Source organism: Pantoea sp. JZ2, from assembly GCF_035191405.1.
Lineage (GTDB): Bacteria > Pseudomonadota > Gammaproteobacteria > Enterobacterales > Enterobacteriaceae > Pantoea > Pantoea stewartii.
Genome location: NZ_CP045247.1, coordinates 4,602,571 through 4,628,007, shown reverse-complemented (window position 1 = coordinate 4,628,007; position 25,437 = coordinate 4,602,571). Strand labels below are relative to the sequence as shown.

Annotated in this window: 16 protein-coding genes; 15 read left to right on the top strand and 1 reads right to left on the bottom strand. The window is 53.5% G+C overall.

The features are described from left to right. The first annotated feature begins 293 nt into the window (after positions 1 to 293). The 15 genes from dppA (at position 294) to GC087_RS22240 (ending at position 23,886) form a co-directional block, all read left to right on the top strand. Complete coding sequence (gene dppA, locus GC087_RS22310; protein WP_006121407.1) at positions 294 to 1,904, top strand: dipeptide ABC transporter periplasmic-binding protein DppA; 1,611 nt, start codon at positions 294 to 296, stop codon at positions 1,902 to 1,904. Between the two features lie 205 nt (positions 1,905 to 2,109). Then, complete coding sequence (gene dppB / locus GC087_RS22305; protein ID WP_033737316.1) at positions 2,110 to 3,129, top strand: dipeptide ABC transporter permease DppB; 1,020 nt, start codon at positions 2,110 to 2,112, stop codon at positions 3,127 to 3,129. A 9-nt stretch (positions 3,130 to 3,138) separates the two neighbouring features. Continuing rightward, positions 3,139 to 4,041: a dipeptide ABC transporter permease DppC gene (gene dppC / locus GC087_RS22300; protein ID WP_006121409.1), complete on the top strand. Its 903-nt coding sequence runs from the start codon at positions 3,139 to 3,141 to the stop codon at positions 4,039 to 4,041. A 12-nt stretch (positions 4,042 to 4,053) separates the two neighbouring features. After that, complete coding sequence (gene dppD / locus GC087_RS22295) at positions 4,054 to 5,040, top strand: dipeptide ABC transporter ATP-binding protein (protein WP_006121410.1); 987 nt, start codon at positions 4,054 to 4,056, stop codon at positions 5,038 to 5,040. Then, positions 5,030 to 6,052 (top strand): dipeptide ABC transporter ATP-binding subunit DppF, encoded by a 1,023-nt coding sequence (gene dppF, locus GC087_RS22290; protein WP_033737317.1) that lies wholly within the window; start codon positions 5,030 to 5,032, stop codon positions 6,050 to 6,052. The genes dppD and dppF overlap by 11 nt, the downstream gene beginning before the upstream one ends. Before the next feature lie 593 nt (positions 6,053 to 6,645). Further along, positions 6,646 to 7,224: a cellulose biosynthesis protein BcsO gene (gene bcsO / locus GC087_RS22285; RefSeq protein ID WP_324029377.1), complete on the top strand. Its 579-nt coding sequence runs from the start codon at positions 6,646 to 6,648 to the stop codon at positions 7,222 to 7,224. After that, positions 7,215 to 8,018 carry a cellulose biosynthesis protein BcsQ gene (bcsQ, locus tag GC087_RS22280; RefSeq protein ID WP_054634734.1) on the top strand — a complete coding sequence of 268 codons (804 nt, stop codon included), beginning with the start codon at positions 7,215 to 7,217 and terminating at the stop codon, positions 8,016 to 8,018. The genes bcsO and bcsQ overlap by 10 nt, the downstream gene beginning before the upstream one ends. Before the next feature lie 53 nt (positions 8,019 to 8,071). Then, positions 8,072 to 10,180, top strand: coding sequence for a UDP-forming cellulose synthase catalytic subunit (bcsA, locus tag GC087_RS22275; protein ID WP_006121414.1), 2,109 nt, complete (start codon positions 8,072 to 8,074; stop codon positions 10,178 to 10,180). Further along, positions 10,177 to 13,149 (top strand): cellulose biosynthesis cyclic di-GMP-binding regulatory protein BcsB, encoded by a 2,973-nt coding sequence (gene bcsB / locus GC087_RS22270; protein WP_324029374.1) that lies wholly within the window; start codon positions 10,177 to 10,179, stop codon positions 13,147 to 13,149. Before bcsA ends, bcsB begins: the two co-directional genes overlap by 4 nt. An 11-nt stretch (positions 13,150 to 13,160) precedes the next feature. Continuing rightward, positions 13,161 to 16,967 (top strand): cellulose biosynthesis protein BcsC, encoded by a 3,807-nt coding sequence (locus tag GC087_RS22265; RefSeq protein WP_039339203.1) that lies wholly within the window; start codon positions 13,161 to 13,163, stop codon positions 16,965 to 16,967. After that, positions 16,967 to 17,413: a cellulose biosynthesis protein BcsD gene (gene bcsD, locus GC087_RS22260; RefSeq protein ID WP_162286643.1), complete on the top strand. Its 447-nt coding sequence runs from the start codon at positions 16,967 to 16,969 to the stop codon at positions 17,411 to 17,413. Before GC087_RS22265 ends, bcsD begins: the two co-directional genes overlap by 1 nt. 9 nt (positions 17,414 to 17,422) lie before the next feature. Beyond that, positions 17,423 to 18,430, top strand: coding sequence for a family 8 glycosyl hydrolase (locus GC087_RS22255; protein ID WP_033737323.1), 1,008 nt, complete (start codon positions 17,423 to 17,425; stop codon positions 18,428 to 18,430). Between the two features lie 186 nt (positions 18,431 to 18,616). Beyond that, positions 18,617 to 20,626, top strand: a complete 2,010-nt coding sequence (gene hmsP / locus GC087_RS22250) for a biofilm formation regulator HmsP (protein WP_263757234.1) — start codon at positions 18,617 to 18,619, stop codon at positions 20,624 to 20,626. A gap of 215 nt (positions 20,627 to 20,841) precedes the next feature. Next, a complete protein-coding gene (locus GC087_RS22245; protein WP_324030672.1) occupies positions 20,842 to 22,131 on the top strand; it encodes a dicarboxylate/amino acid:cation symporter in 1,290 nt (429 codons plus the stop codon). Between the two features lie 246 nt (positions 22,132 to 22,377). After that, the gene (locus GC087_RS22240) at positions 22,378 to 23,886 is read left to right on the top strand and encodes a M16 family metallopeptidase (protein ID WP_033737328.1); all 1,509 of its coding nucleotides are present in this window, start codon (positions 22,378 to 22,380) and stop codon (positions 23,884 to 23,886) included. Between the two features lie 4 nt (positions 23,887 to 23,890). On the opposite strand, the gene GC087_RS22235 is transcribed toward GC087_RS22240, so the two are convergent. Next, positions 23,891 to 24,763, bottom strand: coding sequence for an alpha/beta hydrolase (locus GC087_RS22235; RefSeq protein ID WP_006121422.1), 873 nt, complete (start codon positions 24,761 to 24,763; stop codon positions 23,891 to 23,893). Positions 24,764 to 25,437: the final 674 nt, after the last annotated feature.

Here is a 25,437-nt window from a genome sequence, read left to right as displayed (position 1 = left end):
ACTGTGCAATATAGGGCGTTAGCGCGCGCAGGGTTTTTTTTATCGTTGCTTGCTATTCCTCACACTCTGTGTAAATAACTAACCGTTGTATTGACGTTCTTTGCAACTGTTGACAAATTGATGCGTCAATAACGGTGCAGATACAGATTTTTCTGATGGGTACTTATCAATCAGCATTATCAAAACAAAAATATCTCACTCTTATTACCCGATCAGGGTGGACCGCCTGAACCGCATAAAAAAACCAGAGGTCGGGCAATGCACACAACAACACATCACAATGGAGCAAAAGCATGATCAACTCCCTGGCCAAATCCAGGATGCTGAAGGTCGGTCTGAGCCTCGTCGCCATGACCGTAGCCGCAGGTGTTCAGGCGAAAACCCTGGTTTATTGTTCTGAAGGTTCTCCGGAAGGGTTTAACCCGCAACTCTTTACGTCGGGTACGACGTACGATGCCAGTTCAGTTCCAATCTATAACCGTCTGGTTGAATTCAAAACCGGTACGACCGAACTGGTACCCGGACTGGCTGAAAAGTGGGACGTCAGTGCTGACGGTAAAACGTATACCTTCCATTTACGCAACGGCGTGAAATGGCAAACGACTAAAGATTTCAAACCTACGCGTGAATTTAACGCGGATGACGTCGTGTTTTCTTTTGAGCGTCAGTTAGACAAAAACAACAAATACCACAACGTCTCTGGCGGCAGCTACGAGTACTTTGAAGGTATGGATATGCCAAAGCTGATCAGCAAAATCGAAAAAGTAGACGATCATACCGTTCGCTTTGTGCTGACGCGTCCTGAAGCGCCTTTCCTGGCTGATCTGGGCATGGATTTCGCCTCCATCATGTCCAAAGAATACGCTGACAACATGCTGAAAGCCGGCACGCCTGAAAAAATTGACCTGAATCCAGTGGGCACCGGGCCGTTTGTGCTTCAGCAGTACCAGAAAGACTCACGTATCCTGTACAAAGCCAACCCGGATTACTGGGGAACCAAGCCAAAAATCGATCGTCTGGTTTTCTCGATTACCCCCGATGCGTCAGTACGTTACGCCAAGCTGCAGAAAGGCGAATGTCAGATCATGCCGTATCCGAATCCGGCTGATATCGCCAGCATGAAGAAAGACAGCAAAATTAACCTGATGGAGCAGCCAGGTCTGAACGTCGGTTACCTGTCATTCAACACCGAGAAAAAACCGCTGGATAACGTGAAAGTGCGTCAGGCACTGACCATGGCGGTAAACAAGAAAGCCATCATTGATGCGGTTTATCAGGGCGCCGGCCAGCCAGCGAAAAACCTGATTCCACCGACAATGTGGAGCTATAACAACGATGTTAAAGACTATGCCTACGATCCAGAGAAAGCCAAAGCGTTGCTGAAAGAAGCCGGTATGCCGGATGGTTTCTCTATCGATCTGTGGGCAATGCCGGTTCAGCGTCCTTATAACCCGAACGCGCGCCGTATGGCAGAGATGATTCAGGCTGACTGGGCGAAAATTGGCGTGAAAGCCAAGATTGTCACCTATGAATGGGGCGAGTACCTGAAACGTGCCAAAGCGGGTGAGCACCAGACGGTCATGATGGGCTGGACTGGCGATAATGGGGATCCCGATAACTTCTTCGCAACGCTGTTCAGCTGTGCGGCGGCGAAAGACGGCTCTAACTATTCGCGCTGGTGCTACAAGCCGTTTGAAGATTTGATTCAGCCAGCACGTGCGGAATCCGATCACAACAAACGTATTGAGTACTACAAGCAGGCTCAGGTTGTCATGCATGACCAGGCGCCTGCGCTGATCATCGCTCACTCAACCGTTTATGAGCCTGTAAGCAAGAAAGTTACTGGTTATGTCGTTGATCCATTAGGTAAACATCACTTCGATACCGTCGATATTCAGGAATAACCTTTCGGATTACTGCAGTCAGGGCCGGTTTTACCGGCCCTCAGGCGACCGTGTCAGGTCGCCTGTTATCTGCTCTTTTTTTTCCGGCTAATTACTTTTACAAAAAGAAGCGCTTCCTGCGTTGCGTTCTGCTGTCGCGGGATGCGGTTAATGAGCAATGTTATCTCTGGCCAGGGCCAGAGGAAAACGACTGAGAATTACGCCTATGCTGCAGTTCATACTCCGGCGTCTGGGGCTTGTCATCCCAACGTTCATCGGTATTACATTATTGACCTTCGCGTTTGTGCATATGATCCCGGGCGATCCGGTGCTGATCATGGCAGGTGAACGCGGTATCTCCCCCGAGCGCCATGCTGAGTTAATGGCGATGATGGGGCTCGATCAGCCGCTGTGGAAACAGTATCTGCACTATATCAACGGTGTGCTGCACGGTGATTTAGGTATTTCACTGAAGAGCCGCATTCCTGTATGGACTGAATTCGTCCCGCGCTTTAAAGCCACCCTGGAACTGGGGATCTGCGCCATGATGTTTGCCGTCGCCGTGGGGATTCCGGTTGGCGTTCTGGCCGCAGTAAAACGTGGTTCTGTATTCGATCACACCGCGGTCGGGATTTCCCTGACCGGCTACTCGATGCCGATTTTCTGGTGGGGCATCATGTTGATTATGCTGGTGTCGGTCCAGCTCAATCTCACACCGGTTTCAGGTCGCGTGGCAGATACGGTGTTTCTGGACGACAGCCATCCGTTGACCGGTTTTATGCTGATTGACACGTTCATCTGGGGAGAGCCTGGCGACTTCAAAGATGCCGTCATGCATATGATTCTGCCCGCGATTGTGCTGGGCACCATTCCGCTGGCCGTCATCGTGCGCATGACGCGCTCTTCTATGCTGGAAGTGCTGGGTGAAGACTATATCCGCACCGCCCGGGCGAAAGGCCTGACGCGTATGCGCGTTATCGTCGTTCACGCTCTGCGTAATGCGATGTTGCCGGTTGTGACGGTCATCGGTTTGCAGGTGGGTACCTTGCTGGCAGGGGCCATCCTGACCGAAACCATCTTCTCCTGGCCGGGTTTGGGGCGCTGGCTGATCGAAGCGCTGCAACGCCGTGATTATCCGGTCGTGCAGGGCGGTGTGCTGCTGACGGCTATCCTGATTATCCTGGTCAACCTGTTAGTTGATCTGCTGTATGGCGTGGTGAACCCGCGCATACGTCATAAGAAATAAGGGGGCATCATGTCTGTCGTTGATCCCGCGAGTGTGAATGTCGCACCTAAGCCGATGACCCCGATTCAGGAGTTCTGGCACTACTTTAAACGTAACAAAGGCGCGGTTATAGGGCTGGTTTACATCATTCTGATGCTGTTGATTGCCATTTTTGCCGAGGTGCTGGCACCGCACGGCCCGGCGGAGCAGTTCCGTGATGCCCTGCTGCATCCACCTGTGTGGCAGGAGGGAGGAAGCTGGAGCTATATCCTGGGCACCGACGATGTGGGGCGCGATATCCTCTCGCGTTTGATGTACGGCGCGCGCCTTTCCTTGCTGGTGGGCTGCATGGTCGTTGTGTTGTCGCTGATTTTTGGCGTGATTTTCGGCCTGCTGGCGGGCTATATCGGTGGAGCGGTTGATGCCACGATTATGCGTCTGGTCGACATTATGCTGGCGCTGCCTAGCCTGCTGTTAGCCCTTGTTCTGGTCGCCATTTTTGGTCCGTCGATCGTCAATGCTTCTATTGCTCTGACCTTTGTCGCGCTGCCGCACTATATCCGTCTGACACGCGCGGCGGTACTGGTTGAGGTCAATCGTGACTATGTGACGGCCTCAGGTGTCGCCGGTGCCGGTATGCTGCGTCAGATGTTTGTGAACATTCTGCCTAACTGCCTGGCCCCGTTAATTGTTCAGGCCTCGTTAGGGTTTTCCAACGCCATTCTTGATATGGCGGCGTTGGGCTTTCTCGGTATGGGTGCGCAACCGCCAACGCCGGAGTGGGGCACTATGCTCTCCGACGTATTGCAGTACGCGCAAAGTGCCTGGTGGGTGGTGACGTTCCCCGGATTAGTCATTCTGCTGACCGTGCTGGCATTTAACCTGATGGGCGATGGTTTGCGTGATGCACTCGACCCGAAACTCAAGCAGTAAAGAGGCACCGAGATGGCGTTATTAAATGTAGATAAGTTATCGGTGCATTTCGGCGACGATAAGGCACCGTTCCGCGCAGTAGACCGCATCAGTTATCAGGTTGAACAGGGCCAGGTGGTGGGCATTGTCGGTGAGTCGGGTTCGGGTAAATCCGTCAGTTCTCTGGCTATCATGGGGTTGATCGATTTCCCCGGTAAGGTGATGGCGGAAAAACTCGAATTCAACCAACGCGATCTAAAGCGTATCTCTGAAAAAGAGCGCCGTCAGCTGGTGGGCGCCGAAGTGGCCATGATTTTTCAGGATCCGATGACCAGCCTGAACCCCTGCTATACCGTGGGTTACCAAATCATGGAAGCCATTAAGGTCCATCAGGGCGGTAATAAAAGTACCCGCCGCCAGCGGGCGATTGATCTACTGAATCAGGTGGGGATTCCCGATCCGGCCTCGCGGCTGGATGTGTATCCGCATCAACTGTCTGGTGGGATGAGCCAGCGCGTGATGATCGCGATGGCGATTGCCTGTCGTCCAAAGCTGCTGATTGCCGATGAACCGACGACCGCGCTGGACGTGACGATTCAGGCGCAGATCATTGAACTGCTGCTGGACCTGCAAAAGCAGGAAAACATGGCGCTGATCCTGATCACGCACGACCTGGCACTGGTGGCAGAAGCGGCCCACCATATCATTGTGATGTATGCCGGCCAGGTAGTAGAGAGCGGCAAGGCGTCCGATATCTTTAAAGCCCCCCGTCATCCTTACACGCAGGCGTTATTGCGTGCGCTGCCAGAATTCGCGGCCGATAAAGCACGCCTGGCCTCATTGCCGGGGGTGGTGCCAGGCAAATACGATCGTCCAATGGGCTGTCTGCTGAATCCACGCTGCCCTTATGCTAACGATCGCTGCCGTAAAGAAGAACCTGAACTGCGGACGATTCCGGGACGTCAGTCCAAATGTCACTATCCGCTGGACGATGCCGGGAGACCAACCTATGAGTCCTGAGAAAACGAAGCACGACTATCTGCTGCAGGCTATTGACCTGAAAAAACACTATCCGGTGAAAAAAGGCTTATTTGGTCAGGAGCGGCTGGTCAAAGCGCTGGATGGTGTCTCTTTTAACCTGGAGCGCGGAAAAACACTGGCCGTGGTGGGGGAGTCAGGCTGCGGCAAATCCACGTTAGGCCGTTTACTGACTATGATTGAAACGCCGACGGAAGGGCAGCTTTACTGGCATGGTCAGGATTTATTAAAACACGATCCGCAGGCGCAAAAGCTGCGTCGACAGAAAATTCAGATCGTGTTTCAAAATCCCTATGGTTCGCTAAACCCGCGTAAAAAAGTCAGCCAGATTCTGGAAGAGCCGCTGATCATTAACACTTCGCTCACTAAAGCCGAGCGGCGTGAAAAAACGCTGGAAATGATGGCCAAAGTCGGTCTTAAAACCGAGCACTATGACCGTTATCCCCATATGTTTTCCGGAGGACAACGTCAGCGTATTGCGATTGCGCGTGGCCTGATGCTCGATCCGGATGTCTTAATCGCAGATGAACCGGTTTCGGCGTTGGACGTGTCAGTGCGTGCGCAGGTGCTTAACCTGATGATGGATCTGCAGCAAGACATGGGGCTGTCTTATGTCTTCATCTCTCACGATCTGTCGGTGGTTGAACACATTGCAGATGACGTGATGGTGATGTACCTGGGACGCTGCGTTGAAAAGGGCAGTAAAGAGGCGATTTTTGCTCATCCCCGCCATCCTTACACCCAGGCGCTTCTGTCGGCCACGCCACGTCTGAATCCTGACGATCGTCGTGAACGTATCAAGCTGACCGGTGAACTCCCCAGCCCGCTCAATCCGCCTCCGGGTTGCGCGTTCAATGCGCGCTGCCGTCGCCGTTTTGGCACCTGTGTTCAGTTGCAGCCGAAACTGAAACAGTACGGTGAGCAGCAAATAGCCTGCTTTGCGGTTGATCAGGATGAAAACCAACTGATTGCGTCAGGTGATGTGACGCGCTAGAGATGTCCTGTCATGCGGAATCCTTGTAGGTAAACGACAGGTGATTCCGCTTGACTCTAGAAGCCCGCAACGCTGTCGTTACCTTCCTGGCGTCACTCATCGCCAAAATGCACCGCTGGTTAGTGGCACGTTCTTCCTCTGCCCGTTCGCGGCATTCATAAATCCTGGGATGTGACGTGCCGCCGGATTTGAAGAATACAGGTTTTGTTGGCCACGCATTCGCGTAGTAATACTTTACCAACCATAATTCAATATTCTCACAACCCTTAAGCACCAATGTCAGAATGCTGTAAAAACGACAGTACACGAGACAGCTTTTTTTTGCTTTCCAATACAAGGAGTTGTGTTAGCCATGCTCCCCGGGTTAGTAGATACTTAGATCTTAATCATTGAGGCTGATATTTTACTTAAGGCTGTCTCAATAATTTTACGAAATATATGTGAGTTAGTGCTCATTTTTTGCTAAACACAACTAATTAGCATTAAGCTTTCTTATTGAATCTGTTGGTTTTGTAATCAGAATTATCTCACTGTGTTCAAATTATTATGATATATTCCTGGAAAAATCCTCCCTATGTTTTAGGTTGTGGTGTATGAAGAATTACGACGACTTACAGCGTTTTAAGGAAAAGACAAAAACGCTCGATATCGCCTTTCAGGATATGTCAGGCCAATCGCAGGAAGCGGCGGAGAAAAGTAAATGGTCTCTCATTCGTCAACTGGCGAGTGACGATCAGCAAATGCCGTTTAGTGGTGGCCAGCGTATTGATTTACCCCAGCCACAACCGATTCAAGGTGATGAGTTTAGTCTGGACATGGGTTCAGCGTTAACTCAGAGCGCGCAGGTGTCGACGCCTGCATCTGCCTCTTCCCGTTCCCTCATAAACAGCCTGTCAGCCAGCGAGCCGCTTCCTGACGTGACTGAGCCTGCTTCACACGCTTCCTCTTCCCTGTTCCCGACATCCTCAGCAACGCCTCAGGCCGAGGTCGCCGTACAGAAGACGCATGCGCCGGTAAAGGCACCTGACACTGCCCCCTCAATCCCGGCGCGTCCTGAAGCAGAGAACGGTCGCTTCAGCGATCTGTTCCGTGCGCGTAACAGCGCGTCAGAGAATTTACCTAAAGAAACGTTATTAAAACCGTTACTGGAGAAGATTGCCTTATGCCGTTAGTTTGTGTGTGCTCGCCCAAAGGTGGGGTGGGGAAAACTACGTTGGCAGCCAATCTGGCCTGGAGTCTGGCCCGATCGGGTAGCAAGGTATTGGCAATTGATTTTGATGTACAGAATGCATTGCGTCTTCATTTCGGCGTTCCCCTGAATGACGGACGGGGTTTCGTTGCTCGCTCAGAAGAGCAGGCTGACTGGAGCCAGTCTATTTTGACGACCGGAGGGAACATTTTTGTTCTGCCTTACGGCAATGTTACCGAAGCCCAGCGTGAGCGGTTCGAAGAGAATCTGACTAAAGACCCGCATTTTCTCAAGCGAGGCCTTGATACGTTACTGAACTATCCCGGCCTGGTGATGGTAGCGGACTTTCCTCCCGGACCCGGACCTGCGCTTAAAGCCATCAGGGCGTTAGCCGATATGCATTTGGTCGTTATGTTGGCGGATACCGCCTCCGTGTCACTGTTACCCCATATTGAAGAAAACCGCCTGATTGGGCAGCCGCTGAACAGCCGGCACGGTCACTATTTTGTCCTCAACCAGTGCGACAATCGCCGGAATATCAATCGCGATGTGACCGCTTTTCTTCAGCAACGGCTGGGCGATACGCTACTGGGGCAGATTCATCGTGATGAAAGTGTGGGTGAGGCCAACGCCTCGCAGCAATCCGTTTATGATTTCAGCCCTGCCTCTGCTGCTGCCTTTGATATCGAACTGATCACCAGGCGTGTCGCCAGTATTCTGAATATCACGGTGGGGAATGGCGAAGTTCAGGCGCAAATTAACACCGGTAACTACTAAATGTAATGACCTGCTCCGGCAGGTTAAAAAAAACAGCTCTTTCAGGGTGGGTCATGGGTAAACTTGGGTTTTACCTGCTGCTGCTGGTGCTTGCACCTGTTGCTGCGGTGATTATTATCACGCCGATGGATAGTCAAAAACAGTATATTTTTGGCTTGATTAGCATTGGTATGGTGTTTTTATTGGGGTTCAGTAAAAGCCGTAAAATAACGGTAGTGATGGTTATTCTTTCCGCCCTGATGTCATCCCGCTATATATGGTGGCGGACGACGGAAACACTGTATTTTAATTCTGAAATCGAAGCGATTCTTGGCATTGGCTTATATATTGCGGAACTGTATGTCTGGCTGATCCTTATACTCGGCTTCCTGCAAACCACATGGCCATTAAAGCGAACGATTGAACCCCTGCCGGAGGACACCAGCCTGTGGCCAACGGTTGATGTCTATATCCCCACGTATAATGAAAGTCTTGATGTCGTACGTGACACTGTTCTGGCCGCACAGTGCATTGACTATCCGCGTGACAAGATAAAGGTTTACCTGCTTGACGATGGAAAACGCCGGGAGTTTGCTGTATTCGCGGCCGACGTGGGTGTGGGCTACATCACGCGCGACGATAACAGCCATGCCAAAGCCGGTAATCTTAATCACGCAATGAAGATCACAAAAGGTGAACTGATTTGCGTGTTTGACTGCGACCACGTAGCGACCCGCACATTTTTACAGGCAACGGTGGGCCCGTTCCTGAAAGATCCTAAGCTGGCGCTGTTACAGACGCCGCACTATTTTTATTCGCCCGATCCTTTTGAACGCAATCTGCGCGCAGCGCGCAGTATTCCTAATGAGGGTGCGCTGTTCTATGGTCCGGTGCAGCAGGGTAATGACAACTGGAACGCGACTTTCTTCTGCGGTTCCTGTGCCGTCATTCGTCGTTCTGCGCTGGAAGAGATTGGCGGTTTCGCCGTCGAAACGGTGACCGAAGATGCCCATACGGCGTTGAAAATGCAGCGTCGTGGGTGGGGATCGGCCTTTCTGGCCATTCCTCTGGCTGCAGGTCTGGCGACTGAACGTCTGGGCCTGCACGTAATACAACGTACCCGCTGGGCCCGCGGAATGACGCAGATTTTCCGCGTCGATAACCCACTTTTGGGTCGTGGCTTAAAGTGGCAACAGCGGCTTTGCTATCTCAATGCCATGCTGCATTTCCAGTTTGGTCTGCCGCGCGTCATCTTCCTGACCGCGCCGCTGGCTTATCTGTTGTTCAATCTGAATATTATCCATTCGTCAGCATCGCTTATTTTTGCTTATGTCCTGCCTCATCTGGTGCTGTCGTTGTCGGTAAACTCGCGTATGAATGGCCGTTTCCGCTACACCTTCTGGGGGGAAATTTATGAAACCGTCATGTGTTTCCACCTGGTGATTCCGACGATTTTGACATTGCTGTCACCTAAGCATGGCAAATTTAACGTAACGGACAAAGGCGGTGTACTGGATCAGGGCTTCTTCGATTTCCATATTGTTCGCCCGCACGTCATCGTTGCGCTATTGCTCAGCATTGGCATCGTAGCGGGTATCGTGCGTGCGACGATGCATGACTATTTTGGTGTCGATCCTTACGTGATTGCCCTTAACGTAGGCTGGGCGATCTTCAGCTTAATTATTTTAATGGCCGCGATTGCGGTCGCGCGTGAAACCAAGCAGGTACGAAAAACGATTCGTATCGAGGTGCAGATTCCGGCCATTATTCATTACGCCAGCGGTATTTCCTCGCGCACTATGACCAGCGATCTCTCAATGGGAGGCGCGCATCTGGACGCACCGGATAACCGTCATGAGCATGACACGATTGAAGAGATCGATCTGTTGCTGAAATCCGGCACGATTACTATCCCGGCAAGCAAAATTTCCGGCGATGAAGAGAGCATTCGTCTCAGCTTTGGCGCAATGCCGCTGTCGCGTCGTCGCGAACTGGTGCGTGTGGTACTGGCGCGAGCGGATGCATGGATTCAGCCTGAATATAAGCAAGATAACCCCCTTACTTCTTTGGGTACCATTATTCGTACTGTTTTCGAACTGTTCTGGCTGACCTGGTTAGATCGCCGTGAGAAACGTAAAGGCGGAGCGCAAAACGTGGCGGTGAAAGAGGACAGTGCAGTATGAGAATGTTGATACAGTCGATGCTTGCAGGGTCGCTTTCGGCTGCATTGTGGGCTCTGCCGGCGTCGGCAGAGGCGCCCGTTGCCGGTAATAACGCCAGCCTTACTGCGGTAAATAACGGCCAGACCACGGACAGCAATGCGGTGTTAAACAACAGCGCGGCACCGGAAAGTGGCGCGGTGCCGAATAACAGCGCAGTAATCAACAACAGCCCTGCGACAGGTAGCAGTGCTGCCCCGATCATGAGGACTGCAGCGGATGGTAATACCACCCTCAACAACAGCGCCGCACCTGGCAGCAACGCAGTAATCAACAACAGCCCTGCGACAGGTAGCAGTGCTGCCCCGATCATGAGGACTGCAGCGGATGGTAATACCATCCTCAACAACAGCGCCGCACCTGGCAGCAACGCAGTGATCAACAACAGCCCTGTGCCAGATAGCAGTGCTGCCCCGATCATGAGGACTGCACCGGATAGCAATACCACACCAAACAACAGCCCAGTGCCAGACAGCAATGCCGGGCTGAATAACAGCGCAGCCCCAGCAGCCAGCACCGGGGCAGAGAACCCTGCGGTATCAACCTCAACTCATGAGGCGGCTTCCGGATCGGCGATGCCGAATGGCGGGACAGCCGCTGCGCCGTCTGCCAGCAGCCCTGCTACCGTCACCCATGACAGCAGCGCGCTGTCGAGCGTACCGCCACCGGCGGGGCTTGATAACGCAGAACCGGCCCTGGAAGCGGCGGCGGGTGCAACCCCTTATGCACCGGGTCAGGCTACGGCGACCGCGATGGCCAGCAGCATGCTCAATCAGCCCGTCAGCAGCACGCTGAGCGTGGCGCAAATGGGGCAGCGGCAGGGGATTACGCTGACCGGTGGTCAACTGCAATCGGGTATCCTGTTTACGTTGCCAGGCGATGAGGTAGTGACCAACGCACGCCTTAACCTGTCGCTGCGCGTTTCCCAGGCGCTGGCGGCACGTAATACTTCTCTGCAGTTAATGTTAAACGGCCAACCGCTCGGTACGCTGCCGTTAGGTTCGGGCGACAGTGATGAAAGCGATTACCAGCTGGACATTCCGGCGGCCATGATCGTGTCCAACAACAACCTGAGTTTTAAAATTAACGACGCCGATAAGCTGTTGTGCGAAAAAGACAGTGCGGAACAGTATCAGGTGACTATTCTGCCCAAAACGATGTTGAGCCTTGAAGGCCAGCAGTTAAATATTGGTACCAGCCTGCGTAACTTCCCGCGGCCATTTATTGACCCGCAACGTATGACCGCAGCGGATGTCACGTTTGCCTTTACCAACAGCGTTTCACCCGACACGGTCACTGCGGCAGTGCTGGTGGCATCCTGGTTGGGCATTCAAAGTGATTACCGCGGCATCAGCTTCCCGGTCGTCCGCGGTACGCTGCCGGAAAAAAACGGCATCTTGTTTGGTCATCCCGGTGACAAGATTGGCACACTGACCTTTCCTGCCGGTTCAGGGCCCACCCTGCAAATGGTCGATAATCCAGGCAATCCGGTGTATAAGCTGTTGCTGGTGAGTGGCGCAGACGAAAATCAGTTGCGCCAGGCCGCGAATCGTCTGACAACCCAGCCCCTGACTACCGATGGCAGCATGTTACAGGTTAAGCCGCAATCCATTGCCAGTCGCAGTCCTTACGATGCGCCTCGCTGGATCAATACGCTCCATCCTGTCCGTCTGGGTCAGCTGTTGCGCAAAGATCAAAGCCTTACCGCAACCGGTATCTGGCACGATGCGATGCGGGTTAATTTCCGCGCAGCGCCCGATCTGTTTTTGTGGGATGGGGATACGGTTCCGCTCCATTTGCATTACCGCTTTCCGTCAGAGACCTGGATTGATGAGAAAAACTCACTGCTTAATGTCACCCTGAACGGAACCTTCCTGCGTAATCTGACCGTCAATAAAGAGGGGCTTCTGGAAAGCGTCTGGCACCGCCTGGGTGGCGATGCGCGTCAGGAGCATTACCAGATTAACCTCGATCCCTATCTGATTTATGGCGATAACCAGCTGGCGCTCTATTTTAATATTAAGCCCAAGGCGGATGCGCCCTGCGGCGTGTTACTCAACAACAATATTAAGAGCCGAATTGAAGAGGACTCCTGGATCGATCTGAGTCACACGCGGCACTTTAGCATGTTGCCTAACCTGTCCTATTTTGTGGGCGCTTCGTTTCCGTTTTCCCGTCTGGCGGACTTTTCACAAACCACACTACTGCTGCCCGGGCAGCCCAGCGATGCGGAAATTTCCACGCTGTTAAATCTGTCCGCTCGCGCGGGAAATGCGACGGGTGTTGTCCTGGCACAGAATCAGGTGTTGTTTGGTCTGCCAAACGGCGGCAATAACCTGGCACGGGTTCAGCAAACGGATTTACTGGCCGTGAGCACGACCGGAAACAGCGCATTCAATCAGGCAATGCTCGAAAACTCGCCTTATGACGCTAACGGCAGCGCGCTGGGTGTGAAAGAACCGACCACGCTTGAAAAACTGCGCAGCTGGCTGATGGGTGACTGGTATCGTCAACCACTGGATGCCGATCGCTATTTCTCTTCGAATGAGTCCTGGCGTGGTTTTCTGAGTTACCGCTCGACATGGAACCCGGATCGTCTGGTCGTGATGGCGGTTGCTACCAGTGACGACCAGTTGCTGAGATTACATGGTGACCTCAGCTCTGCCCGCATTAATGCGGCGGTAAGAGGCGATACTGCCATTATTACCGATGAGAATGGCATCCGAAGCTTCCGGGTTGGGCCGCAGTTTCCCAGTGGGGAAATGCCGTGGTACATGATGGTGGTATGGTATGCCAACCAGCACTCGGTATTAATGGCGCTGGCTGCGCTGCTGTTTTCCGCCGTGGTGGGCAGTGCCGCGTGGGCCATGTTGAAACGACATGCCTCGCGTCGACTGCAGGCAAATGATAATCGCGATGCCGGTAAGAAGTAAGGGCCATAATAATGAATAAAAACCAAATCAGTGCCGGGATCTGTCGCGCGTTAGTGCTGGGCGGGACAATCGCCTTATCTCTGCCGCTTCAGGCAGCGGAGAGCAGCAATCCTGCGCTGCAGGCGTTATTTGATCAGGCAACCTACTGGCATCAAAAAGCGCACGATGATCTGGCGAAGGCGTCCCTGCAGAAAGTGTTAATGGTGGAGCCTGATAACACCCAGGCACTTTACCTGCTGGCGCTCTATTCTCAGCAAAGTGGCGATAATGCGGGCGCGATGCAGTACCGTGCGCGCCTCAGCCAGGTTTCGCCCAACGATCCGCACCTGGCTGAACTGGATAACGCTCGCCAGCTGCAAAGCATTCCTCAGGCACAGCTCTCCCTGGCTCGCCAGCAGGCGCGGAGTGGCAATATCGCGGCGGCCTTGCAAACCTGGCGCAATACCTTTAGCGGCAATGAGCCGCCCCCCAGCGTTGCTGCGGAATATTACCTGACCATGGCGGGTGACCGTGCCCTGCTGCCGCAGGCGATTGAAGCATTGCGCCAGTTTTCGGCTCAGCATCCGCAGGATATGGGGGCCAGACTGGCGCTGGGAAAAGCACTGACATATCAGGATTCAACCCGACGTGAAGGGATTGAGCTGCTCAGTACACTGGCCAGCGGCAATCAGGATGCCGATCGCTCTCTTCGCCAGGCACTTTTATGGCTGGGGCCCCAGGCTTCAGATGCGCCGCTTTACCAAACCTGGCAGCAGCGTCATCCCCAGGATACTGCGGTGATGGACTATTACCGTAAAAATGTCGGCGGCGCGGAGAAGGGGGCAGGTTTTAGCGCGCTGAACAGCGGTGATGTGAACAGCGCAGAAACCAGTTTTGGCAAAGTGCTGCAGGCGAACCCCCAGGATGCGGATGCGCTGGCTGGCATGGGTTATGTGGCTCAACGAGAAGGCCGTTATCAGGAGGCGGCGGACTACTTGCAGCGCGCGGCACAACTGGGCGGCGATCAGAGCGCCGATCGGCAGAAGCAGGCTGCTGATGCGCGTTTTTATGCCCAGTTAGCCAACGCCCAACAGGCATTTAAAAACGGTGACAGTGCGCAGGCACTGGCACTCAGCGCCCCCCTTACTCAGGCGGAAGGCGAAAAAGGCGTGGCAGCAGGCTTATTCCGCGCTGATGTGTTACGTCGAAGCAATCAACCTGAGCAGGCTGAGCAGGCTTATCGCACGATCTTAAAAAACGATCCGGATAACCGCAATGCGCGCGAAGGGCTGTTCTATGTGTTACGCCAGCAGAATCGCACTGCGGAGGCCAATACATTACTGGCTTCGCTGCCAGAAAGCGTCAGACAAAGTGTGGCGCCGCGTGGCAGCAGCGTCGATCCTGTTCGCCAGTTGGCGAAGCGGCAGGTGGCAGCGGGCAACATCAGTGCGGCTATCGCCACCTTGCAGCAGGGCATTCAGCGCTATCCGCAGGATGGCTGGTTACGCCTTGATCTGGCGCGACTTTATCGGCAGCAAGGTGATTCAATCCAGGCGGCGAGCGTGATGCAGCCAGTGATGCGCGACGGCGCCAGCACGGCTGAGCTTTATGCTGGTGCGTTAAACGCCAGCGAAAGTGGTGCCTGGCAGCAGGCAAGCGCATTGCTGGCCCGTATTCCCGCCAGTGCACAAACGCGTGATATGCGAGAACTGGCACAGCGGGTAAATTTTAATCTGCAAATGGCCACGGCCGATCAGTATCTGGCTCAAGGATCTGATGCGGCAGCGGCGAATACGTTAAAAGCCCTTGCCGTCAACCCGCCGGATAATCCGGTTGATGCGGGAAATCTGGCACAGAAACTGGCAAAAGCCGGCGATCTTGCCGGTGCCGTAGCGGTCGTGCGTGGCAATATGCAACGGGGTGTTCAGGGCAATGCCGGTGACTATGCTGCACAGGTGGCCGTGCTGAACCAGGCCGGACTTGAGAGTGAAGCACAACGTTTTCTGAGCACGCCTGCGCTGCAGGCACGCAGTACGCCTAAGCAACTGGCCGACTTGCGTGAAGGCTATTTGATTAACGAGGTGGATCGTCTGCGTCAGCAGAAACAGTACGCCGCCGCGTACGATAAGTTAATTGGCGCGCTGCAGCGCGATCCACAAAACCGCGATTTAATGTTTGCCATGGCCCGTCTCTATCAGGACGGCAAAATGAATAAAGACGCGGGCGTCGTCTATGACTACTTAATGACGCAGGATACGCCGTCGCAGGACGCGCGCGTTGGCGCGATCAATGTTGCCCTGGCGCAAAACGATGTGCAGCGTGCCAATGAACTGGCCCGTGGCCTGACGCCCGACCCGACGCCGCAACGTCAGTTGCTCCTCGCGCAGGTGGCAGAAGCCAATGGCGACCATAGCCAGGCCATGCGTTATCTGCGAACGGCGCGGGGACAAATTATCGGTCTGCAAGGTGCGCAGCCCGGCACCACGCCAACCATCGGCGGACTGGCACTCGCCGACAACCCATTTGTGAACCGCAGCACCTCGCCTGTTGGGCGCACGCCGTCGACGTATGGCACGGTATTGCCCTGGCAGGTTGCGCCGGCCTCATCAGGCACATCGCCGGATGCCACCGTGGCCAGTACGACGAATGTCCCCTCTCAGCAGGCTCAGACGTTACATGATATTGATGCCATGATGGAAACCCTCCAGGAAAAAACGGGCACCTGGGCACAGGGCACGGTACAGGTACGCGGACGTGACGGTGAGTCGGGCCTGAGTCAGCTGACGGAAGCGAAAGCTCCACTCACTTTCTCAACTGTGCCGTTCGGCGACGCACGGTTCGACTTTACCATGACGCCAGTGTCACTGACGGCGGGCAGCGCTGCGGGCGATGCATGGCGGCGTTTCGGCACCAACGCGCTGGAACAAGGCAAAGTGGTGGCGGCCAATGGCGCAAAAGTGGACGATGTGCCGACGGCCTCGACCAATTCGCAAACGGCCTCTGGGGTTGAGCTAAGCCTGGCGCTTAAGGGCGACAGCTACAAAGTGGATTTAGGCAGTACGCCGCTGGGCCAGGACCTGAATACGCTGGTCGGTGGTGTGCAGTGGTCGCCCAAAATCACGGACTTCCTGACGCTTATCCTGACCGGGGAACGGCGTGCGATTACTGACAGTCTGCTGTCCTATGTCGGGACTGAAGATAAATCCAGCGGCAAGCGTTGGGGGAACGTCACCAAAAACGGCGGTAATGCCTTACTGAGCTACGATAATGGCGACGCCGGCATGTATGTCGGAGCTGGCGCATACAGCTATGTAGGTGAAAACGTAGCCAGTAACAACAACCTGCAAGCCAACGCGGGCGTCTATGTTCGTCCATTCCATGCTGACGATCGTGAACTTAAAGTCGGTATGAGTTTATCGTGGATGGATTTCTCAAAAAATCTCAGCTACTTCAGCTACGGACAGGGTGGCTATTTTAGCCCGCAGGATTATGCGTCCATCTCCTTCCCGATCGACTTCACGCGCACCTTCGATGACCTGAAGGTGAATATTGGCGGCGCGTTGGGTTACCAGAGTTACAGCCAGGATAAGAGTGCGTACTTCCCGAACGATCCGTCCCGTCAGGCACAGCTGGAAGCGCTGGCCGCCAACGGGCATGTCAAAAGCGCCTTCTACGAGGGCAACAGTAAAAACGGTGTAGGTTACAACCTGCATGCAGGTGCCGATTATAAAATCGATAAAGATGTCACGATTGGCGGGCAACTGGGTTATGACACCTTTGGTGATTATAACGAAAGCAGCGCGCAGCTCTATTTCCGCTACCTGTTCGGAGACAACTAATGAGTGAAGCTTTGAGTGGGCCGAGCCACCCACATCAGCCTGGCTGGTTTGATCTGGTCAGCGTTCTGGTCGAAGGCATGATTGCCAACGCGGGCCAGGAGCAGGCCACGGCTTTTTTATATAACATGGGTGAATCACTTGCGGCACGTTATGCGTTGCCCGCAGCCCGTACCGTGCAGGATCTGGAGCGTGAATGTAACCTGCAACTGGCCCGCTTCAACTGGGGGTTTGTTCAGTTACAGCCGCAGGATAGTGCCATTTTAATTAAGCACCACGCTGCACCCGCAGGCGACAGTTATCAGCCTGCCGCCGACTGGCAGACGGCATTTGCTGCCATTCTCGCGGGGCTTTTCTCCGGCTGGCTTCAGGGACAGGGCGGCAATAAAGCCGTACCGGTGACGCTGGAGCTTAATGACGGCAATACGTTGCATTTCCGATATCAATAAGGTGCTCTGATGAGACTTAAGTCAGTGTGGTCAGGAATTCTGGTCTGTTTTATGGTGATGTTTTTTAGTGCTCAGGCGATGGCCAACGGGTGGGATACCTACAAAAGCCGCTTCCTGCAGTCAGACGGGCGCATTATTGATACGGGAAATAATAATGTCAGCCATACCGAAGGGCAGGGTTACGGCATGTTGCTGGCGGTCGCCTACGATGACCGCGCGGCTTTTGACCGGCTCTGGAAATGGACGCGCACCACGTTGCGAAATCCGCAAAACGATCTGTTCTACTGGCGCTATATTCCCGGAGCACAGGATCCGGTAGCGGATAAAAACAATGCTTCTGATGGCGATGTGTTAATTGCCTGGGCGTTACAGCGTGCGGCGCAAAAGTGGAACGTCGCAGATTACCAACAGGAATCAGACCGCATTCAGCGTGCCATTGTAAAACTGGATGTGGCGAATTTCGGCGGTTACACCGTGTTGATGCCCGGTGCGCAGGGTTTCAACAAAAACAGCTATGTGGTGCTGAACCCGTCTTATTTTCTGTTTGTTGCCTGGCAGGAGTTTGGCCAGCGCAGCCATCTACAGGTATGGAATAAGCTGATTGACGGTGGAATGGCCTTGCTGGGCAAAATGCATTTCGGCAACAGCGACCTGCCGCTGGACTGGGTAGCGCTGAATGCGGATGGTTCCGTTGCGCCAGCGGTGGGCTATTCAAACCGATTCAGTTATGACGCGATTCGCGTCCCGCTCAACATCTGGTGGTACGATCCGCAAAGCCTGGCGCTGGGCCCCTTTCAGCGCCTCTGGCAAGGTTATAGTCGCACGAATACGCCAGCCTGGTTTGATGTTCTGGCCAATACGGCGGCCCCTTATAATATGGACGGCGGCTTACTAGCGGTACGGGATTTGGTGCTGAACCAAACCGGCTACCTGAGCGACAAGCTGTCGCCCGGGCAGAACTACTTTTCTGCCAGCCTCCAGTTGCTGACCTGGACAGCCTGGCAGGAGAAGCACTAAGCGCCTGATGCCCGCTCTGCGGCATGCTGTTCCGGCATGCCGCTTTTCTTGTGGTCACTGACGTGACCGCAATTCCGATTCGTCTGCTTCCGCCCCCTTAAGCCACAAATACATCTTGCGATAGGATATACTTGACGCGCTTTTCTTTTCTGATGTCTACGCTCGTCACGAGCCGGGAGTGAATTTTTGCGCGTAAGCCGATCGCTGACGATAAAACAGATGGCGACAGTCTCGCTGATTGCGACAGTGACCATCAGCATTTTTATCGTTATCCAACTGTTTCATTTTGTGCAACAGCGCAGAATCGACTACGCCCAGCAGATGGAGAATATCGCGCATACCGTGCGTCAGCCGCTGTCTGAAGCGGTGCTGAAAGCGGACATCCCTCAGGCTGAACGCATTCTTAATTCGTTAAAACCCGCCGGGATTTTGTCGCGTGCTGATGTGGTGCTGCCGAATGCGTTCCAGGCGCTGCATGCGAACTTCGAAAACGAAAAACCCGTTCCCAGACTGATCGCCAGGATCTTTGAACTGCCGGTGCAAATCACCTTACCGCTCTACTCTGTTGAGCATACCGGTTTACCGAAGCCGCTGGCTTATCTGGTACTGCAGGCGAATTCATTTCGTGTTTACCAGTTTATTCTGAGCACGTTCTCCACGATGATCATCACCTATTTGCTGCTAGCACTCATCCTGTCCGTTTCAATTAGCTGGTGTATAAACCGGTTGGTGGTGCATCCGCTGCGCCGTATCTCCCGTGAAATACAGGAACTGCCACCGCAGGCGATTCTGACCCACAAACTGTCTGTGCCAGCCGATCACCGTGACGATGAAATCGGTATGTTGATTCGCAGCTATAACCGCAACCAGCAGGTGCTTGAGTCCATTCATGATCAGATGAGTCGGTTAACAACGCATTTCGACGTCACCGATCTGCCGAATCGGGCGCTGTTTTTAGCTTTACTGGAACAGTTTATCCGCGCTCGTCGCCATGCTTTTAGTGTGATGGTGATACGCATCGAAACCCTGCAGGAAGCGAATGGTGTACTCAGTGATGAACAGCGCGATACGTTGATGCTGACGCTGGCCGAGAAAATTCGCAGCACCATTGATGATCAGACATTGCTGGCACAGACTGCTACCAGTGATTTTGTCTTACTGATGAAATCAGCCAGCAACCCCTTTCGCGCGATGCGGCTGGCCCGCAATCTGATGATTCGCCTTAATCAGCCTGTCACTCTGCATCAGCTACAACTGCGACCCAATGCCAGTATCGGTCTGGCGTTAAGCGAAGAAGATGAAACGACGGGGGCTAATGAGATGCTGGATCGTGCGACCTCCGCAATGATGTCAGCCCGTCGTCAGGGCAAAAATCAGATCCTGTTTTTTGATGCCGCCCTCACCGAACGGGCGCAAAAGCGCTTAACTCAGGAACACGATATCTTACAGGGCTTGCACGACGAGCAGTTTGCCCTCTATTTGCAACCCCAGATTGATATGCGCACCGGCAGGCTGGCGGGTGCGGAGGCACTACTGCGTATGCGTCAGGCGGACGGCCGGTACGGATTACCCGAAGAGTTCATCGCCAGCGCGGAAGAAATCGGGGTGATTTCAGCGATTGGCCGCTGGGTATTTGAAGAAGCATGCCGCATTCTGGCTGGCTGGCAGCGCCATGGGGTGAGGGTCCCGCTGAGTATCAATATTTCTGCCGTTCAGTTACGCGATGTCAGCATTGTGAATCATCTGCAATCCTTGCTGGTGCGCCATTCAATTGCGCCAGGCACATTAGTGCTGGAGATTACCGAAACCGCGCAAATGGGCGATGCTGAGCAGGCTATTTCCCTGCTGCGGATGTTGCAAAAAACCGGCGTTGCCGTTGCACTGGATGACTTTGGGATGGGCTATTCCAATCTTAACTACCTGCATCAGTTTAAAGCCTTACCGGTTAACAAACTGAAAATGGATCGCAGCTTTGTTGCCGCGTTGCCTGAGGACGACACGATGGTGCGTATCGTGGCGGCCATTGCTGACATTATTGACCTGGATGTCATTGCTGAAGGGGTAGAAACCAGTGAACAGCGTGACTGGCTGCTGGCCCGCGGTATCACGATTGGTCAGGGCTATCTTTATTCTGAAGCCGTGCCGCTGGCGCAATTTACTCATCAATGGCTGGATAATGCCCTGGAGGAGGAATAACGACCTGATTCCTTGATTTTGCGAGAAATTTAGTTACAAAACCCCTTGCTGAAGCGTTTCAGTTCAGAATTACGCGCCTATCATTTCCCCTGACTTTGCAGCCCTGTATTAATCACGTAAACAGAGTGTTATTTTCTGTCCACTGCCTGACCTGCCAGCCCTGTCAGACAGTCACAATAAAAAATCCGACAACATTACCTCTCGTTAGTGGATACCTGTTTATGAAACTATTTAAAAGCCTTTATTTCCAGGTTCTGGTCGCCATCGCCATCGGCGTGCTTCTGGGCCATTTCTATCCTGATTTAGGGACGCAGATGAAGCCGCTAGGGGATGGCTTTGTTAAACTGATCAAGATGATCATCGCCCCCGTGATTTTCTGCACAGTCGTTACCGGTATTGCCGGAATGGAAAGCATGAAAGCCGTGGGTCGCACCGGTGCGGTTGCGCTGCTTTACTTTGAAATCGTCAGTACCCTTGCGCTGATTATCGGCCTGATCGTCGTTAACGTTGTGCAACCTGGCGCGGGAATGAACGTTGATCCTGCGACGCTGGATGCCAAAGCGGTTGCCATCTATGCGCAACAGGCTGAGCAGCAAGGCATTGTGGCCTTTTTACTGGATGTGATTCCGGGTAGCGTGATTGGCGCCTTCGCCAGTGGCAATATCCTGCAGGTATTACTGTTTGCCGTGCTGTTTGGCTTCGCATTGCATCGTCTGGGCAACACGGGCACATTGATTTTCAATGTGATCGAGAGCTTCTCAAAGGTCATTTTCGGCATTATCAATATGATTATGCGCCTGGCGCCTATCGGGGCCTTTGGTGCCATGGCCTTTACCATTGGTAAATATGGCGTAGGTTCACTGGTGCAGCTTGGCCAGCTCATTATCTGTTTCTATATTACCTGTGTGCTGTTTGTAGTCGTTGTGCTGGGGCTGATTGCCCGCCTCTTCGGTGGCTTTAGCATCTTCAAATTCATTGCCTACATTAAAGAAGAACTGCTGATTGTTCTGGGGACGTCCTCATCCGAATCGGCGCTGCCGCGTATGCTGGATAAGATGGAGCGGCTGGGTTGTAAGAAATCCGTGGTGGGACTGGTCATTCCCACAGGTTACTCCTTTAACCTGGACGGTACCTCTATCTACCTGACGATGGCGGCCGTTTTCATTGCTCAGGCAACAAATGCGCATATGGATATCTTCCATCAGGTTACCCTGCTGGTGGTATTACTGCTCTCTTCTAAAGGGGCGGCGGGCGTTACAGGCAGCGGCTTTATTGTTCTGGCTGCAACACTGTCGGCAGTGGGACATTTACCCGTCGCCGGCCTGGCGCTGATTTTGGGTATCGACCGCTTTATGTCAGAAGCCCGTGCGCTGACGAACCTGGTAGGTAATGGCGTAGCAACCGTTGTGGTCGCGAAATGGGTTGATCAACTGGATAAAAAACAGTTGGGTGAGACATTAGCGGGCAAAAATGGCGCAAAAGACCCGTCTGAAACCACGATTTAATCCTTGAATGTGATTTAATCCTCTCAAATGCCCGCTGTCACTTGCCCTGACAGCGGGCATTTGGATAATAACCCCACTTGTTTTTTTTCAACGTTTTTCACTTCGTTGCGTGACATCCCGGTCTTCCTGTGGTCAAACCTGTTGTTAATGATCGGCAGCGCGAATCGGCAATGACCGGTTCGCTTATAAACGCGGCTAAACGTGCCAGTGATAACGATTTTTTGAATTGTTTGAGTAGGGGTTCACATGCAGGGCACCAGAATTCGGCTTTTGGTTGGTGGACTAGTGCTGGCAGCGACCAGTTACGGTGCATCCGCTGAAACGCTGCAACCTGATCCAGCCTGGCAACAGGGAAAACTGGACAACGGATTTAGCTGGCAACTGTTGGCAACACCGCAACGGCCAAGCGACCGCATTGAATTGCGTATGGTGGTTAACACAGGCTCACTGGTAGAAAGTGCGCAGCAAACCGGTTTTAGCCACCTTTTGTCACGTCTGGCGCTGGTTCATAACACCGCACTGGATACAAATCAGCAGCGTGCTTTATGGCAGCAGGGCATCGATCCACAGCGCCCGTTACCGCCCGTCATCACATCGTATGATTACACGCAGTATAACTTAAGCTTACCCAATAACCGTCCAGACCTGTTAAAGGAAGCCCTGAACTGGCTGGCTGCGACGGCTGGCGATATGGCGATCACTAATCAGGTGGTGGACACCGCGTTATCTGCTTCCGATCCGGTTAAAACCTGGCCAACGGATACGCAGGATGTCTGGTGGCGCTACAGACTGAAAGGGTCCGCGCTATTAGCACACGATCCGGCAGAGAAACCGCGCGCGCCGGTGGATATCGCACAGCTAAAAAGCTTTTATCAGCAGTGGTACACGCCGGATGCCATCACTCTGTATGTGGTCGGCAATGTCGACAGCCGTAGTTTTTCTGAGCAGATCAATAAAGCGTTCTCCTCGCTGGAAGGCAAGCGCAGTTCGGCTGCGCCGGTGCCGACCTTGTCCCCGTTACCGCATGATCCAGTGAATCTGGTAAGCGGCAGTGGTGCGCAGGACCGCCTTTCTCTGGTGTGGGATACACCCTGGCAGCCTATCCGTGATTCACAAAACCTCCAGCGTTACTGGCGGGGCGACCTGGCGCGTGAGGCGCTGTTCTGGCACGTTCAACGTGCGTTGAGCAACAGCAAAGCGCAGGGCGTTCAGGTTGGCTTTGATTGCCGGGTGCTTTATCAACGCGCCCAGTGTTCCATTAATATGGACACGCGCAACGACAGCCTGGAACAGAATATGAATCTGGTGGCACGTGAGCTGGCCGCCGTACGCGATAACGGTTTGCCTCAGGAAGAGTTTGACGCGCTGATGGCTCAGAAGCTGCTGGAACTGAATAAGCTGTTTACCACCTATGCTCGCACTGATACGGACGTGCTGATCAGTCAGCGCCTGCGCTCGCAACGTAATTCTGTGGTGGATATCGCGCCGGAACAGTATCAAAAGTTGCGGCAGGATTTCCTGGCAGGTCTGACACGTGATCAGATGAATCAGGAATTACGGCAGCAGCTCAGTCAGGAACTCATGATGGTGCTGATTCAGCCGGAAGGCGAAACAGAAACCAATGTGAAAAGCCTTAAAGCTGACTGGGACAAACTGATGGGGGAACCTGCTCCGTCGGCAGCGCAGTCAGGCGGCACTGACGTCAGCCAGCCGGAGAGCAGCCCCGCAGGTGACGCTGCCCCACCGGCCTCCTGATTAATCAGGTTTTTGCCCTGAGCCATTCGGTCACCAGCATCGGCCAGCTGGCAAGGGGCAAATCCGCTACACCACGAATGCCGAAGCCGTGCCCGCCTTTCTGATAAAAATGCACTTCCACGGGGACGTTATGTTCCCGTAACGCGCTAAAAAATACCATGCTGTTATTCACTGGCACGTCATCATCATCGGCGGCATGAATCAGCAACGTAGGCGGCACCTGACTGTGAACCCGGGTCTCGAGTGAATAAGCATCAATAGTTTTTTGATCGGGCCAGGCACCTAATAAGCGTGTGCGTGATCCTTCATGGGCCAGACCATCGCGCATACTGATGACCGGATAAACCAGAACCATTGCATCCGGCCGAGGCGACAGGTTTTCTGCACTGTCCTGAACGGGATAAAGTTTTTCGCCGAAACGCGTACCCAGGCTCGCGGTGACGTGGCCGCCAGCAGAAAAGCCCATCATCACAATATATTTTCCGTTTAGCCCGCGCTGTGCCCGTTCACGTAGTACGCGCACGGCGCGCTGTGCGTCGGCCAGCGGTGCATCTGGTCCTTCGTGATGTCCATCATAGGGCAGGCGATAAGTCATTACCGCCAGGGTATAACCCATCGAAGTAAAGAACGTTGCCAGCGCACTGCCTTCACGATCAATCATGATGCGCTGGTAGCCGCCCCCTGGCGCAACCAGCAAGGTGATGCCATTGGATTCAACAGGATGCCAGATAGCCATTTCCGGGCAGCGTACACCGGTTGCTACGCGGTCGTAGGGTTCATACTCTTTTGCGGTATCCACAATCTGGGGCTGAGCACGAGAATCGCTGGCGCCTGGCGCATCACCATTTGGCCAGATATTAATAATTTCTGTATTCATAGCAGTGTCCTGATGCGAGAGATGTTGTCGTTGTTTTGTTCGCGGCCGTGAGAACAGCATCCTGCTGTCGCTGTTTAAAAGATGGCCTGTTTTAATGTAATCGTCCAACCTAAAAGCGGTTTATACATGAGATTCGGACTATGCCTGGCGTTGAAGCTGCCTGGCTAACTTGATAATTTAAAAGGAATAAAAACGCATTAAGATTAGAAACTGTTAACAGATGAGGACCAGAGGCGACGGCGTTAAAACGGCTGAGCTGACTTAAGCTAAATGAGCGGTTTTTCATGTTGCCCTGACGGAAATAGCAGGAATTTATTCCCCTGTGATGTTTCAGGAAACATAATGTCTGGATGCCGGACGGTACGATGCCATTGCGGCTCAATATATCGTCCCGCTTCATGGGGGCTTATTAATCGTCAGTGTATCCTGACCGTCAACTCTCCAGAAGGCGTTCAGGTGGCGTTTCAGTAACAGCCCTCCGGATCACGGAACTATCCCCTTGATTTACCTTCGTGAACAGTTTTGGCGGCTTTACTACGGTGTCCCACGGTTTTCTGCCAACGCTGTTAGCGTATCGACGTCATTCTGCGCCTTTGCGTTGATGGCAAAAGCTATGCCATCGAAGCTCTCTTCAGCGAGCGCAGGCGGTACCGTATCGTTGAATATCCTTTGCC